Source organism: Micromonospora sp. NPDC050417 (assembly GCF_044458865.1).
Classification (GTDB): domain Bacteria; phylum Actinomycetota; class Actinomycetes; order Mycobacteriales; family Micromonosporaceae; genus Micromonospora_G.
The window spans coordinates 19,067-32,631 of record NZ_JBITIH010000042.1 but is presented as its reverse complement, the minus strand read 5'-3'; the positions used below and the strand labels follow the sequence as shown (position 1 = coordinate 32,631).

Annotated in this window: 17 protein-coding genes; 8 read left to right on the top strand and 9 right to left on the bottom strand. The window is 71.5% G+C overall.

From position 1 onward, the window contains the following. Nucleotides 1-238 precede the first annotated feature (238 nt). Genes ACIBF5_RS31710 through ACIBF5_RS31690 form a run of 5 tightly spaced genes read right to left on the bottom strand, consistent with a single transcriptional unit; the run spans nt 239 to nt 4,028 of the window. Complete coding sequence (locus ACIBF5_RS31710; protein ID WP_396816572.1) at nt 239-1,411, bottom strand: 4-hydroxybenzoate 3-monooxygenase; 1,173 nt, start codon at nt 1,409-1,411, stop codon at nt 239-241. Between the two features lie 28 nt (nt 1,412-1,439). After that, complete coding sequence (locus ACIBF5_RS31705) at nt 1,440-2,264, bottom strand: ABC transporter ATP-binding protein (RefSeq protein WP_396816571.1); 825 nt, start codon at nt 2,262-2,264, stop codon at nt 1,440-1,442. Continuing rightward, complete coding sequence (locus ACIBF5_RS31700; protein ID WP_396816570.1) at nt 2,261-3,055, bottom strand: ABC transporter permease; 795 nt, start codon at nt 3,053-3,055, stop codon at nt 2,261-2,263. The genes ACIBF5_RS31705 and ACIBF5_RS31700 overlap by 4 nt, the downstream gene beginning before the upstream one ends. Further along, the gene (locus ACIBF5_RS31695; protein ID WP_396816569.1) at nt 3,052-3,900 is read right to left on the bottom strand and encodes an ABC transporter permease; all 849 of its coding nucleotides are present in this window, start codon (nt 3,898-3,900) and stop codon (nt 3,052-3,054) included. The genes ACIBF5_RS31700 and ACIBF5_RS31695 overlap by 4 nt, the downstream gene beginning before the upstream one ends. Next, nucleotides 3,897-4,028, bottom strand: a complete 132-nt coding sequence (locus ACIBF5_RS31690; protein WP_396816568.1) for a hypothetical protein — start codon at nt 4,026-4,028, stop codon at nt 3,897-3,899. Before ACIBF5_RS31690 ends, ACIBF5_RS31695 begins: the two co-directional genes overlap by 4 nt. Before the next feature lie 310 nt (nt 4,029-4,338). Between ACIBF5_RS31690 and ACIBF5_RS31685 the strand changes: the two genes are divergently transcribed. The 8 genes from ACIBF5_RS31685 (at nt 4,339) to ACIBF5_RS31650 (ending at nt 10,768) form a co-directional block, all read left to right on the top strand. After that, nucleotides 4,339-5,157 carry a CoA transferase subunit A gene (locus tag ACIBF5_RS31685; protein ID WP_396816567.1) on the top strand — a complete coding sequence of 273 codons (819 nt, stop codon included), beginning with the start codon at nt 4,339-4,341 and terminating at the stop codon, nt 5,155-5,157. Nucleotides 5,158-5,204: 47 nt separating this feature from the next. Next, complete coding sequence (locus ACIBF5_RS31680) at nt 5,205-5,945, top strand: CoA-transferase subunit beta (protein ID WP_396816574.1); 741 nt, start codon at nt 5,205-5,207, stop codon at nt 5,943-5,945. Nucleotides 5,946-6,030: 85 nt separating this feature from the next. After that, on the top strand, nt 6,031-6,789 hold the full coding sequence (gene pcaH, locus ACIBF5_RS31675; RefSeq protein ID WP_396816566.1) for a protocatechuate 3,4-dioxygenase subunit beta: 759 nt from the start codon (nt 6,031-6,033) through the stop codon (nt 6,787-6,789). After that, a complete protein-coding gene (gene pcaG, locus ACIBF5_RS31670) occupies nt 6,776-7,357 on the top strand; it encodes a protocatechuate 3,4-dioxygenase subunit alpha (RefSeq protein WP_396816565.1) in 582 nt (193 codons plus the stop codon). The genes pcaH and pcaG overlap by 14 nt, the downstream gene beginning before the upstream one ends. Then, complete coding sequence (gene pcaB, locus ACIBF5_RS31665; RefSeq protein WP_396816564.1) at nt 7,332-8,816, top strand: 3-carboxy-cis,cis-muconate cycloisomerase; 1,485 nt, start codon at nt 7,332-7,334, stop codon at nt 8,814-8,816. The genes pcaG and pcaB overlap by 26 nt, the downstream gene beginning before the upstream one ends. Next, nucleotides 8,813-9,604, top strand: coding sequence for a 3-oxoadipate enol-lactonase (gene pcaD, locus ACIBF5_RS31660; RefSeq protein ID WP_396816563.1), 792 nt, complete (start codon nt 8,813-8,815; stop codon nt 9,602-9,604). The genes pcaB and pcaD overlap by 4 nt, the downstream gene beginning before the upstream one ends. Further along, nucleotides 9,591-9,971, top strand: a complete 381-nt coding sequence (pcaC, locus tag ACIBF5_RS31655) for a 4-carboxymuconolactone decarboxylase (RefSeq protein WP_396816562.1) — start codon at nt 9,591-9,593, stop codon at nt 9,969-9,971. The genes pcaD and pcaC overlap by 14 nt, the downstream gene beginning before the upstream one ends. After that, nucleotides 9,968-10,768: an IclR family transcriptional regulator C-terminal domain-containing protein gene (locus ACIBF5_RS31650; protein WP_396816561.1), complete on the top strand. Its 801-nt coding sequence runs from the start codon at nt 9,968-9,970 to the stop codon at nt 10,766-10,768. The genes pcaC and ACIBF5_RS31650 overlap by 4 nt, the downstream gene beginning before the upstream one ends. Before the next feature lie 94 nt (nt 10,769-10,862). On the opposite strand, the gene ACIBF5_RS31645 is transcribed toward ACIBF5_RS31650, so the two are convergent. The 4 genes from ACIBF5_RS31645 to ACIBF5_RS31630 form a co-directional block, all read right to left on the bottom strand. Continuing rightward, complete coding sequence (locus tag ACIBF5_RS31645; protein ID WP_396816560.1) at nt 10,863-11,201, bottom strand: DUF952 domain-containing protein; 339 nt, start codon at nt 11,199-11,201, stop codon at nt 10,863-10,865. Nucleotides 11,202-11,210: 9 nt separating this feature from the next. Next, nucleotides 11,211-11,876: an ion channel gene (locus tag ACIBF5_RS31640; protein WP_396816559.1), complete on the bottom strand. Its 666-nt coding sequence runs from the start codon at nt 11,874-11,876 to the stop codon at nt 11,211-11,213. Between the two features lie 192 nt (nt 11,877-12,068). Continuing rightward, nucleotides 12,069-12,299, bottom strand: a complete 231-nt coding sequence (locus ACIBF5_RS31635) for a ferredoxin (protein WP_396816558.1) — start codon at nt 12,297-12,299, stop codon at nt 12,069-12,071. After that, complete coding sequence (locus tag ACIBF5_RS31630; protein ID WP_396816557.1) at nt 12,293-13,501, bottom strand: cytochrome P450; 1,209 nt, start codon at nt 13,499-13,501, stop codon at nt 12,293-12,295. Before ACIBF5_RS31630 ends, ACIBF5_RS31635 begins: the two co-directional genes overlap by 7 nt. Nucleotides 13,502-13,565 lie beyond the last annotated feature (64 nt).

Below are 13,565 nucleotides of genomic sequence, written 5' to 3'. Positions count from 1 at the left end.
CCCGACCACCCGCCCACACCCACCACACAATCACCCTCACACCCAGCCAAACCACCAACAAGATCACCAAACAACGCCTTAACTAAGCGGCATTGCGTGTGCGCGTCCACGTTGATGGACAGGTCGAAGACCTGCGCCACCGGCGCCGGGACGGGGGTGCTCAGCTCGATCGTCGCCACTGCGGCAACCTACCTCCGGCACCCGTTCCCGGTGCTGGCGGAGGTCGGACGCCCGCAGGTCAGACGTTCGGCAGCCCGACGTAGTTCTCGGCGAGGCTGGTCGCGTACGACCGGGAGCTGGCGACGTACCGCAGGGTGGAGAGCTGCAACTGCTGCTCGTACGGGTCGTGGCGGTCCAGCCGGTGCAGCATCGAGGTCATCCACCAGGAGAAGTGCTGCGCCCGCCAGACCCGACGCAGAGCGGTACGGGAGTAGTCCCGCAGCAGGCCGTCGCGCCCGTACGTGTACCAGTCGGCGAACGCCTCGCCGAGCAGCGCCACGTCGGCGAGCGCCAGGTTCATCCCCTTGGCGCCGGTCGGTGGCACGATGTGCACCGCGTCTCCGGCGAGGAAGAGCCGCCGCCACTGCATCGGCTCCACCACCACGCTTCGCATCGGGGTGATGCTCTTCTCCAGGATCGGCCCGGTGTTCACCGTCCCACCCGGCACCGTCTCCAGTCGCGTACCCAGCTCCGACCAGATCCGTTCGTCGGGCCACTCCTCCAGCTTCTCCGCCGGATCGACCTGGAGGTAGAGCCGGGAGATCTCCGGCGAGCGGAGGCTGTACAGCGCGAACCCCCGCTCGTGGTGGGCGTAGACCAGTTCGTCCACCGCTGGTGCGGCGGCGGCGAGTACGCCCAGCCAGGCGAACGGGTAGCTGCGTTCGTAGCTGGTGAGGACGCCGTCGGGGACGGCGCCCCGGCTGACCCCGTGCGACCCGTCGCGGCCGACGACGAAGTCGCAGCGCAGCTTCACCTCCCGACCGTGGTGGCGGAAGCGGATCAGCGGTGACTCCGAATCGAGCCCGTGCAGACCGACGTCGTCGACCTCGAACACGATCTCGCCACCGGCGGAGAGCCGCGCGGCGACGAGGTCCTTCACCACCTCCTGTTGCCCGTACACGGTGATCGCCCGGCCGGTCAGCTCGGTCATCGGCACCCGGTACGCCTCACCCGCGAAGCGCAGTTCGATGCCCTCGTGCCGGGCCCCCTCACGGGTGAGCCGTTCACCGAGCCCGGCCTCCCGCAGCAGGTCCACCGAACCCTGTTCCAGCACTCCGGCCCGGACCCGCCGTTCGACGTACTCCCGGCTGCGGCACTCGACCACCACCGACGCGATGCCACGCAGGTGCAGCAGGTGCGACAACATCAGCCCGGCGGGTCCCGCCCCGACGATCCCGACCTGGGCGCGCATCGGTTCTCCTCTCACGGCCGGACGGTGGTCATGACCGTTCGGCCCGCTGGGGATCCTTCGCCCGCTGGATCTGCCCGAACACGTGCGCACGCAACTCGGCGAAGCGGCTCGACGAGCGGGTGCCGAGCTGGTCGCGTTCGGCCGGCAGGTCGACCCGTACGTCGTCGAGGACCACGGTCGGCGAACGGGAGAGCACCAGGACGCGCTGGCCGAGGTAGACCGCCTCGTCGATGTCGTGGGTGACGAACAGGATGGTCACCCCGAGCCGCTGCCACAGGGAGCGGACCAGATCCTCCAGATCGGCCCGGGTCTGCGCGTCCACCGCCGCGAACGGCTCGTCCATCAGCAGGATGTGCGGCTCGTACGCGACCGCGCGGGCGATCGCCACCCGCTGTTGCATGCCGCCGGAGAGCTGCCACGGGTGGGCGTGGTGTACGTCGGCGAGTCCGACCGCGGCGAGCGCGGAGCCGACCAGCTCACGGCGTCGGGCTCGGGGCAGTCCCTTCTGTTTCAGGGGTAGTTCGACGTTGCCCCGTACGGTCATCCAGGGGAAGAGGCTGCGGCCGTACTCCTGGAAGACGACGGCCATGCCTGGCGGCGGCCCGGCCACCGGGATTCCTTCCAGCACCACCTGCCCGTCGGTCGGGGTGAGCAGCCCGGCGATGCAGCGCAGCAACGTGGTCTTGCCGGCGCCGGACGGACCGACGACGCAGACCAGCTCGCCCCGGTCGACTGCGAAGGTCAGGTTCCGGACCGCCTCGACCGACCGGCCTCGTCCGTCGTAGACCTTGCGTACGCCGCGCACGTCGAGCAGCACATCGGACTGGGTACGCGCCTGACTCATGGTGCTCATCGACTCCCGCCTCGCTGGGCCTGCCGCAGCCCGAAGTACCAGTGGAGGACCCGCCGCTCGAAGACCCGCATGCCGAGCGCGAGCAGGAACCCGAGCAGGCCGAGTAGCAGGATGCCGGTCCACATCTCGGTGACCGCGAACGATCGCTGGAACTGGATGATGGTGAAGCCGAGCCCGTTGCTGGCGGCGAACATCTCGCTGATGACCATCAGGATGATGCCGATCGAGAGCCCTTGCCGCATGCCGGTGACGATCTGCGGGCTGGCCGAGCGGACCACCAGGTGCCACAGCCGCGCCGGCCCGGTGATGCCGTAGCAGCGGGACGTCTCGGAGAGCACCTCGTCGACCGCGCGTACGCCCTCGACCGTGTTGAGCAGGATCGGCCAGAGGCAGCCGGAGACGACGACCAGCACCTTCATCGAGTCGCCGATGCCGGCGAAGAGCATCAGCACCGGGACCAGCACCGGCGGCGGGATCGCCCGGAGGAACTCCAGTACCGGTTCGCAGAAGGCCCGGACCGGTCGCGACGAGCCGATTACCACGCCGAGACCGACGCCGAGCAGGACGGCCAGGCCGAACCCGGTGAGCAGCCGGACCAGGCTGGGCAGTACGTCGTCGGCGAGCCGGCTGGTCCGCAACCAGACGTCGTCGAAGGTGGTGAGGATCTCCGACAGCGGTGGCAGATAGTAGCTCTCGCTGTTGGCGGAGCTGACCCACCAAAGTGCGAACAGGACGATCGGCAGCAGCAGCGCGGCGAGTGCGCCGCGTGCCATCCGCGGCATCACGTTCATGCGGCCACCTCGCTGCGGATCGAGGGGTGCCAGGCGAGCACCGAGCGTTCCACCAGCCGGGCCAGCGTGTTGACCGTCACCCCGAGCAGTCCGGTGACGACGACCAGGGCGTACATCTCGGCGACCGCGCCGCCGGACTGTGCCGTACCGATGGCGTTGCCCAGGCCGGGTGCGCCGATGATGAGTTCCGCCGTGATCGCCAGGATCAGGGCCACCGCGGCGGCGAGCCGGACCCCGGTGAGCAGGTACGGCAGCGCGGTGGGCCAGGTGACGTACCGGATTCGGGCCAGCCGGCCGAGGCCGAACGTACGGGCGGTGTCCCGGGCCACCGGGTCGACGTCCTGGACGCCGTAGAGCACCTGGATCAGCACCTGCCAGAACGAGGCGTAGACGACCAGCAGCAGAACCGAGCGCAGGTCCGTACCGAAGAGCAGGACGGCGAGCGGGATGAGCGCCACCGACGGGATCGGGCGGAGGAACTCGACGGTGGAGGCGGTGAACTCTCGCAGCACCCCGACCGTGCCGATGGTGAAGCCGAGGACGACCCCGAGCGCCACCGCGATGGTGAGGCCGAGGAACCAGCCGCGGACGGTCTCTCCGGCGGCGACCCAGAAGGTCTGTTCGCCGAGTAGTCGGGCCAGTTCTCCGGCGATCTCGCTGGCCGGTGGGAGGTAGTCCGGGGAGACCAGGCCGATCCGGGGAACCGCCTCGAGCACGGCCAGGAACGAGGCGAAGCCCAGTACGCCGAGCAGCGTGTTGCCTGCGATCAGCCGGCGCAGCAGCGGCGGGCGGATCCTCGCGTCGGCGGCGACGGCTGGCGGTGCGACCGGTGGGGCTGCGGTCACGGCAGGAGTTCCGAGATGGCGACCTTCTTCTTGGTCAGTTCGTCGGTGACCACCAGGTCGGCCATGACCCGCACCGATTCCCGGTCGATCCCGGTCGGCCAGGCGGTGCTGGCGTGGAGACGGCGCATGAGTTGCTCCTGCGTCCGGTGGTCCTGTGGACCGAGGGGAAGGGCCTCGATCGGAAGCCCCCGCGGGGTGTTCGCAAGCCCTGATCGTGTTCGCACGCCGAACGGCTGTTCTCATCTTGAACGTTGGCATGTGGCCTGGCTCACGTCAACGGGTGTCCGCAACATTTCCGCAACGGCCGGAGACTGCGCGTCGCAGCCGCTTCCGGCGCTCGTTGACGGATCGCGTCCGGGGCGGCTACGTTCGAAATGAGGACGGAAGTCCGTATGCCGAACAGATGGCGGTGGTTCCGCGACGGGAGGCAGAAGGCCGATGGCAAGGATCGTCTCGCTCGCGGAGGGCATCGCGGAACTGGTGAGCGACGGCGACGTGGTCGCCCTGGAAGGGTTCACCCACCTCATTCCGTTCGCCGCCGGACACGAGATCATCCGTCAGGGCCGGTGTGACCTGACCCTGGTCCGGATGACCCCGGACGTCATCTACGACCAGCTGATCGGCATGGGCTGCGCCAGTCACCTGGTCTTCTCCTGGGGCGGCAACCCTGGCGTCGGCTCCCTGCACCGGTTTCGCGACGCGGTGCAGAACTCCTGGCCGACCCGGCTCCAACTGGAGGAACACAGCCACGCCGGGATGGCCAACCGGTACGTCGCCGGCGCCTCCGGCCTGCCGTTCGCCGTACTGCGCGGATACACCGGCACCGACCTGGCCCGACACACACCGAACATCAAGGCGATCAGTTGCCCGTTCACCGGTGAGCTGCTGACCGCGGTGCCGGCACTGCGACCGGACGTGACCGTGGTGCACGCCCAACGGGCCGACCGCGCCGGCAACGTACAGCTCTGGGGCATCACTGGGGTCCAGAAGGAGGCGGTGCTCGCCGCGCACCGGTCCCTGGTCACCGTCGAGGAGGTGGTCGACCGGCTGGAGCCCGTACCAGGTCAGGTCATCCTCCCCTCGTGGGCGGTGACCGCGGTGGCCGAGGTCCCCGGCGGGTCCCACCCCTCGTACGCCCAGGGCTACTCGGTCCGGGACAACGACTTCTACGTCGGCTGGGACGAGATCAGTCGGGACCGGGACACCTTCCGCCAGTGGATGGAGCGACACGTGCTGGAAGTGGGGGCACTCGGATGAGTCCAGGGGCCGGTGTGGAGGACCGTCCGGAGTGGACGGCCGACGAGATGATGACCGTGGCCGCGTCCCGGCAGTTGCGTGACGGCAGCGCCTGCTTCGTCGGCATCGGCCTACCGAGCACCGCGGCGAACCTGGCCCGCGCCACCCACGCACCCCGCCTGACGCTCGTCTACGAGTCCGGCTGCCTCGGTGCCAAGCCCGACCGGCTGCCGCTCTCGATCGGCGACGGCATCCTCGCCGACACCGCCGACTCGGTCGTCTCCGTCCCCGAGGTCTTCAACTACTGGCTCCAGCCCGGCCGGATCGACGTCGGCTTCCTCGGCGCGGCCCAGCTCGACCGCCTGGGCAACCTGAACACCACGGTGATCGGCGGCAGCTACGACGACCCGAAGGTGCGACTACCCGGAGCCGGCGGCGCCCCCGAGATCGCCGCCTCCTGCCGCGAGGTGGTGGTCGTGGTCCGGCAGTCCCCGCGTACGTTCGTCGACACGGTCGACTTCGTCACCTCTGTCGGCTACGGCAGGGGACCCGGCGACCGGGAACGGCTCGGGCTACGCGGCGGCGGCCCCCGTCTGGTCATCACGGACCTCGGCATCCTGGAACCCGACCCGGACAGCCTCGAACTGACCCTGACCCGCCTGCACCCCGGTGCCACCGTCGCGCAGGCGCGTGCCGCCACCGGCTGGCCGCTGGCGGTCTCCGACGACCTCGTCACCAGCGACGAACCGACCAACCTCGAACTCACCGCGCTGCGCTCCCTGACCGCCACCCTCGGCGGCACGGCGTGACCACCGGTGGCCTCGTGCCGGCCGCGAACCGCGTCGGCGGCCGTCAGGAACTGGCCGTCGTCTCGAAGCCTGTTAGGAGGTTCCGATGACCGACTTCACGCAGCGCGCCCCGACCGGCCTGCCGCTGCCGCGCTACCGCCCGGACGGCGACCGGACCCACCCGCCGCTACTCAGCCCGGAGTACGGGTCGACCACGCTGCGGGCCCCGAGCCAGCCCCTGGCACTGCTCCCGCAGCGGCTGACCGAGATCACCGGGCCGCTGCTCGGCGCGGACCGGCTCGGACCGCTCGACCACGACCTGACCCGCCAGCACGCGGGCGAACCCCTCGGCCAGCGCATCATCGTGCACGGCCAGGTACGCGACGGCGACGGCCGCCCCGTGCCGGGCACCCTGGTCGAGGTCTGGCAGCCGAACGCGGCCGGTCGCTACCGGCACGCGGTCGACAACTGGCCGGCCCCGCTGGACCCGAACTTCACCGGGGTCGGGCGGACTCTCACCGACGCCGCCGGGCGCTACCGGTTCGTCACCGTGCGGCCGGGCGCCTACCCCTGGCGCAACCACCTCAATGCCTGGCGGCCGGCGCACATCCACTTCTCACTCTTTGGCCGGGCCTTCACCCAGCGTCTGGTCACCCAGATGTACTTCCCCGGCGACCCGCTCTTCTTCCAGGATCCGATCTTCAACTCGATTCCCGACCCGGACGCCCGGCAGCGGCTGGTCTCCCGCTACGACCACGGTGTCTCCGAACCGGAATGGGCCCTGGGGTACGAGTTCGACCTGGTCCTGCGCGGCAGGGAGAGCACACCCTTCGAGGACGGGGTCGACGACGATGACGACGACTGACCGCTGGTCCGGATCCACACCGTCGCAGACCGTCGGACCGTACCTGCACCTCGGACTCCTCTGGCCGGACGGACCGGACGTCGTACCGCCCGGCACGCCGGGGGAGATCTGGCTGCGTGGCCAGGTCTTCGACGGTGCCGGTGCCCCGGTGGTCGACGCGTTGCTGGAGAGCTGGCAGGCCGACCCGGACGGGTGCTTCGACCACCCGGACGATCCCCGGGGTGCCCGTCGCCCGACCGTCGCCGGCTTCCGTGGGTTCGGCCGCAGTGCCACCGACGCCACCGGCGCGTACGCGATCCGCACGCTCAAACCCGGCCCGCTGCCCAGCCCGGACGGAGTCACCGAGGCCCCGCACCTGGACCTCTCGGTCTTCGCCCGTGGACTGCTGCACCGCCTGGTCACCCGGCTCTACTTCCCGGACGAGCCGGCGGCGAACGCGGCCGACCCGGTGCTCGCCGGCCTCGACCCGGCCCGCCGCTCGACCCTGGTCGCCCGGCCCGCCCCGGACGGGTTCCGCTTCGACATCCGTTTGCAGGGCGAGCATGAGACCGTCTTCTTCGCCGTCTGAGCTCCAGCCGTCCGAGCACTCCGGACCAGCACCGCACGCAACGGGCCGGCTGCTGTTCGGCGGGTTGTTCGGCACCGCCTCGGTCGACGCCGAACTCACCGACCGGGCGTTGTTGCAGGCTCTGCTCGACGTGGAACGCGCACTGGTCGAGGCGGCGGCCGAGGAGGACGTGGTGCCGACCCCGGCCGCCGAGGCGATCGGGCGTGAGTGTGACGCCCGGCGGTACGACCCGGTCGCGCTCGGGTGGGCGGCCGAGGCCGCCGGCAACCCCGTCGTCCCGCTGGTCGGCGCGCTCACCGCCGCCGTGCCGGTCGACGCCCGACCGTGGGTGCACATCGGTGCGACCAGCCAGGATGTGCTCGACACCGCGCTCGTGCTGGTGGCCGTCCGGGCCGAGGCGGTGCTGCGGCGGGACCTCGACGCGGCGGCGGATGCCGCCGCCCGGCTTGCCGAGGAGCACCGCGACACCGTGATGGTCGCCCGTACGCTCGGCCAGCAGGCGTCACCTACCACCTTCGGACTCAAGGCGGCCGGTTGGCTCGCCATCCTGCTCGACGCCGGTGCCCGGTTGGCCACCGCCCGGCGGGGTCTGCCGGTGCAGCTCGGTGGCGCGGCCGGCACCCTGGCCGGCTTCGGCCCGGCCGGCCCGGCGGTGGCTGACCGGCTGGCCGACCGGCTCGGCCTGGCCACGACCCGGTTGCCCTGGCACACCCGACGTCAGCCGTTGCTCGACCTCAGTGCCGCGCTCGGCGCGCTGTTGACCGGTACCGGCAAGATCGCGCTGGATGTGGGGCTGCTGGCCCAGTCCGAGGTGGCCGAGGTCGCCGAGGGGGCCGGGTCGGGTCGGGGTGGTTCGTCGGCAATGCCGCACAAGCGAAACCCGGTCGACTCGATCCTGGTCACCGCGGCTGCCCGGCGCGGCCCGCACCTGGTAGCCACGATGTTCTCCGCCGCCGTCCAGGAACACGAACGGGCGGCCGGCGGCTGGCACGCCGAGTGGGAGCCGCTGCTCGACCTGGTCCGCCTCACCGGTGGTGCCGTCGGCCGAACCCGCAGGATGCTCGACGGGCTGCTGGTCCGGCCGGACCGGATGCGGGCCAACCTCGCCGCCAGCGGAGGGCTGGTGCTCGCCGAGGCGGTCGCCGCCCGCCTCGCGGGCGGGCTCGGCCGAGGCGCCGCGCACGACGCGGTCGCCCGTGCCGCCGGCGCGGCGAGACGCGCGGGCAGTTGGTTGACCTTCCGGGACGCGTTGCTCGCCGATCCGGCCGTCGCCGCCCAGTTGACCGAGGAGGAACTTGACCGGGCGCTCGACCCGCACCTGTGGCTCGGCTCCGCCGGGGTCTTCGTCGACCGTGCCCTGGCCTGGCATCACGAGCGACACGCGGGCGCCGGGCTGGACCGTGCCCGCCCGGCCGACGGGGTCGGCGCGGCCGACGACCAACCGAGGGAGAGTACGTGACGACCACGCGACCGCACGCCACCGTCGACGGCCCGGACGGGGCGCCCGTGCTCGTCCTCGGCAGTTCACTGGGGACCACCGGGCAGGTGTGGCGCCCGCAGCTCGGCGCGCTGACCGAGCGGTTCCGGGTGGTCCGTTACGACCACGCCGGACACGGCCGTTCGGCACCGCCGTCGGCGCCGTACACGATCGGCGGTCTCGGGGCCGGCCTGCTCGCCCTCCTCGACGACCTCGGCCTGCGGCGGGTGTCGTACGCCGGGCTCTCGCTCGGCGGCATGCTCGGCATGTGGCTGGCCGCGTACGCGCCGCAGCGGGTGGAGCGGTTGGTGCTGCTCTGCACCTCGGCGCGGCTCGGCCCGCCCGAGCGCTGGCGCGAGCGGGCCGCCACGGTGCGTCGGGACGGCACCGGGGCGGTCGCCGACGCGGTGGTCGGCCGCTGGTTCACCCCGGCCTTCGCCGCGACCCGTCCCGAGGTGGTCGCCACCTACCGGGCCATGCTGGCGGCGACCCCGGCGCAGGGTTACGCCGCCTGCTGCGACGCGATCGGGGCGATGGACCTGCGCCCGGACCTGCCCAGGATCGTGGCGCCGACGCTGGTCGTCGCCGGGGCCGACGACCCGGCGACCCCGGTGCGGCACGCCGAGGTGATCGCCGGGCTGATTCCCGGCGCCCGGCTCCGGCTGGTGGCGTCGGCGGCGCACCTGGCCAACGTCGAGCGACCGGAGACGGTGACCCGGCTGCTGCTGGACCACCTTGCGCCGGACGGAGACGGCGATGGACGACCGTGAGCGGTACGACGCCGGGATGGCGGCACGCCGGGCAGTGCTCGGCGACGCGCACGTGGACCGGGCGATCGCCGGCACCGACGAGTTCACCGAGGACTTCCAGGATCTGATCACCCGGTACGCGTGGGGGGAGATCTGGACCCGCCCGGGGCTGGACCGGCGTACCCGTAGCTGCGTCACGCTGGCGGTGCTGGCGACGTTGCGCCACGACGAGGAGTTGGCCATGCACGTGCGGGCGGCGCTGCGCAACGGACTGACACGCGAGGAGATCCTTGAGGTGCTGCTCCAGGTCGGCGTCTACGCTGGCGTACCAGCGGCGAACCGGGCATTCAAGGTCGCACAGCGGACTCTGCAACAGGAGGATGGGTGACCGAGGCGACCGACACCGCGTCGCGCAGTCCGGAGTTCGTCCAGTCACTGGAACGCGGGCTAGCGGTGATCCGCGCCTTCGATGCGGTCCATCCGCAGCTCACCCTCAGCGAGGTGGCCAGGGAGACCGGCCTGACCCGGGCCGCCGCCCGCCGTTTCCTGCTGACCCTGGTCGAACTCGGCTACATGCGTACGGACGGGCGGCTCTTCTCACTGCGTCCCCGGATCCTGGAACTCGGCTACGCCTACCTGTCCAGCCTGAGCCTGCCGGAGGTGGCCCAGCCGCACATGGAGGCCCTGGTCGCGCAGGTGCACGAATCCTGTTCGATGTCGGTGCTCGACGGCGACGAGGTGGTCTACGTGGCCCGGGTGCCGACGAAGCGAATCATGGCGGTGGCGATCAGTGTGGGGACCCGGTTCCCGGCGTACGCCACCTCGATGGGACGGGTGCTGCTCGCCGGCCAGTCGGCACAGTGGCTCACCGGCTACCTGGACACGGCGCGGTTGCGCCCGCTGACCCGCCGTACGATCACCGACCCGGTCAAGCTGCGTGCCGCGCTGACCCGGATCGCCGGTCAGGGATTCGCCCTGGTCGACCAGGAGCTGGAAGAGGGGCTCCGATCGCTCGCCGCGCCGATCCATGCCGAGGACGGTTCGGTGATCGCCGCGTTGAACGTGTCCGCGCACGCCAGCCGGGGCAGCTCCGAGGTGATCCGCAAGGAACTGCTACCGCCGCTGCTCGCCACCGCCCGGCGGATCGAGGAGGATCTGCGCGGCGGCGGCCAACCGGCCCGGTAGCGCCGCACCGAGCCGTGGCGTCGCCCGGAGCCAGGGGGAGGCAGGTCGACCGGTGCTCGACGGGCCTGTGGCGACCCAGCCGGCCTGTCGCGACTCAGCCGAGCAGGGCGGCGACGGCCTCCGGTACCGATACGCCCGCCGGCAGCGGGGTGGCCGAGAGCACCGCGTTCACCGGGAGCGGGCCGTACAGGTGCGGAAAGAGCAGGCCGCCCCGGGACGGTTCCCAGCGCAGTGCGTCGTCGAGCCGGTCCGGGTCGACGGTGAGCAGGACGAGGTCCGCCTGCCCGGCGAAGTGCCGGGCGGCGGTCTCGACGACCTGCTCACCACTGGAGAGGTGGACGAAGCCGTCCTGCCGGTCGACCGCGGAGCCTTCGTACCAGCCCCGGGCCTCTGCCTCGGCCCACTCGGCCCTCGCCAGCAGCTTGTAGATCACCGGCGCAGCCTACCGGTTCCGGAACGGGCTGCCGAACAACGACACCAGCCGGGCGACCAGGGTGATCAGGAAGATCTGCCCGGTCAGCGCGTCGAGTACGGCGAGGGTTCGCGCGGGTTCCCCGTCAGCCGCGAAGTCGCCATAGCCCACGGTCGTCATGGTGACGAAGCTGAAGTACTGGATGGTCGCACCCGTCGCCGGCCGTCCGTCGGAGAAGAGCGGGGCCGTCTGGAGATGACCGACCGCCGAGAACAGTGCCGCGAACAGGAAACCGATCAGCAGGTACGCGCTCAGCGCGCCGAAGATGGTCTGCATCGTGACCACCTGATGGGCCAGGATCTGCCGGACGACCACCACGATCGTCAGCGCCAGGATCACGGCCAGCCACAGCGACACCACTCCGGACGCCGCCCGGTGATGGACCGTGATGTTGACGGCGACGGCGGCGGCGGAGGGAACGCTGATCGCCCACCAGAACCGGCGCGAGCCCATACCGAGTGGATGGGCGCGGCCCAGGGCCAGGGTCAGCGCGGCCAGGTAGAGCACCAGCGGCAGGATCTGGATCCGTCCCTGTGGCAGGAACGCCGACAGGACGAAGCTGGCCAGCAGCAGGAGCAGGACGGAACCGTAGCGGTCGGACGGTAGGGTCCGCCCGGCGGGCGGGGGCGGCGACACCGGTCACCGGGCCCGGCCGGCACCGACCCCACCCCGGCCGGAGCAGGGCGGGCCTGTCCGGATGCGGCTGACCGGACCGTGCTGCCCGGCCCGGCCCGTCCACTGCCGGCCGAGGGTAGGCGTCAGTGTCGCGTACACGGCCCCACCTACCCGGTTCCGGCCGGTGGAAACACCCGTGGCGGCAGTCGCCGGTCAGGGTTCCGGCGCGATCAGGCGGTCGTCGGTGGTGTCGCGTACGGTGATCGCCTCCACCGGGCAGGATTCGGCCGCGTCGGTGACTGGTCCGGCCGGTGCGATCAGCTCCGCGACCGGGGTGGAGAGCCCGTCGACGAGGACGAAGTGTTTCGGGGCCGCCCCGGCGCAGATGCCGGAACCGATGCAGCGGCGCGGATCCACCCGGAGCCGCCAGGTCGGGCTCACCACGTGACCGGCATCTGCTTGAGGCCGCGTACCAGCATCCCGCTCTTCCACGGCAGCTCCGCCGCTGGCACGGCCAGCCGCAGTTCGGGGAGACGGGCGAGCAGCGCGCCGATCGCCACCTGCAACTCCATCCGGGCCAGTTGGGCACCGAGGCAGTGGTGCACGCCGTGCCCGAAGCCCATGTGCGGGTTCGGTGCGCGGGTGAGGTCGAGCCGGTCCGGGTCGGCGAAGACCGCCGCGTCCCGGTTGGCCGAGCCGAGTTCGACGATCACCGCCTCGCCGGCCCGCACCAGGCCACCGCTGAGTTCGACGTCCTCCAGCGCGTACCGGGCGAAGCCGGAGGCGGCGCCGAGCGGAACGTGTCGGAGCAGTTCCTCGATCGCGCCGGGCAGCAGGGTGGGGTCGGCCCGGAGCCGGGCGAGTTCGTCCGGGTTCCGAAGCAGGGTGTAGACGAAGTTCGGGATCTGGGTCACGGTCGTCTCGTGTCCGGCGGCCAGCAACCCGGCCGCCAGTTCGACCATCTCGGTCTCGGTGAGCCGGTCCTGGTCCTCGTCCCGGGCCCGCACCATCGCACCGAGCAGGTCGTCGGTCGGCGCCTGGTGGCGCTGCTCGATCAGGCCGGCCATGTAGCCGTGCAGACTGGCGAGGTATTGCTGGATCGTCTCCGGTGGCAGCGATGTGGTCGAGACGATCGCCTCGGACCAGCGGTGGAAGTCGTGCTCGTCAGCGACCGGCACCCCGAGTAGTTCGCAGATGACCCGGATCGGCAGCGGGGTGGCGAAGTGTGCGACCAGGTCGGCCGGGGGACCGGCGGCGATCATGGCGTCGATCAGCTCGTCGGCGATCTGCTGGGTACGGGGGCGCAACCGCTCCACTCGGCGGGCGGTGAACGCCTTGGCGACCAGCGTACGGAGCCGGCTGTGTTCGGGTGGGTCCATGCCGAGGATGCCGGTGCCGAGTCGTTGCGGTGTGCTGCGGGGCTCGTCGTGTGCCGCCGCGGCTGCCCGGCTGAACCGGGGGTCGCCGAGCACGATCCGGACGTCGGCATAGCGGGTGACCAGCCACGCGTCCTCGCCGTACGGCATCCGGATCCGGGTCAGTGGCTGTTGTTCACGTAGCTCGGCGTAGTGCGGGTCGAGGTCCAACCGTTGCGGCGGGTGGAACGGGTAGGCGCGGGCGCTGGACACCTGTTGGATCTCCGTCACCGGGGGCTCCTGTCGTCAGCTTGCGCGTACGGCGGGCTGCGCGACCACGACGTGAGGACCTACC

What these genes read in the sequence shown, in the direction of transcription:
- pcaB (WP_396816564.1), top strand. Translation starts at nt 7,332, where the DNA reads ATGAGACCGTCTTCTTCGCCGTCTGAGCTCCAGCCGTCCGAGCACTCC.
- ACIBF5_RS31680 (WP_396816574.1), top strand. Translation starts at nt 5,205, where the DNA reads ATGATGACCGTGGCCGCGTCCCGGCAGTTGCGTGACGGCAGCGCCTGC.
- ACIBF5_RS31690 (WP_396816568.1), bottom strand. Translation starts at nt 4,028, where the DNA reads ATGCGCCGTCTCCACGCCAGCACCGCCTGGCCGACCGGGATCGACCGG.
- ACIBF5_RS31685 (WP_396816567.1), top strand. Translation starts at nt 4,339, where the DNA reads ATGGCAAGGATCGTCTCGCTCGCGGAGGGCATCGCGGAACTGGTGAGC.
- ACIBF5_RS31705 (WP_396816571.1), bottom strand. Translation starts at nt 2,264, where the DNA reads ATGAGCACCATGAGTCAGGCGCGTACCCAGTCCGATGTGCTGCTCGAC.
- ACIBF5_RS31710 (WP_396816572.1), bottom strand. Translation starts at nt 1,411, where the DNA reads ATGCGCGCCCAGGTCGGGATCGTCGGGGCGGGACCCGCCGGGCTGATG.
- pcaC (WP_396816562.1), top strand. Translation starts at nt 9,591, where the DNA reads ATGGACGACCGTGAGCGGTACGACGCCGGGATGGCGGCACGCCGGGCA.
- ACIBF5_RS31700 (WP_396816570.1), bottom strand. Translation starts at nt 3,055, where the DNA reads ATGAACGTGATGCCGCGGATGGCACGCGGCGCACTCGCCGCGCTGCTG.
- pcaH (WP_396816566.1), top strand. Translation starts at nt 6,031, where the DNA reads ATGACCGACTTCACGCAGCGCGCCCCGACCGGCCTGCCGCTGCCGCGC.
- pcaG (WP_396816565.1), top strand. Translation starts at nt 6,776, where the DNA reads ATGACGACGACTGACCGCTGGTCCGGATCCACACCGTCGCAGACCGTC.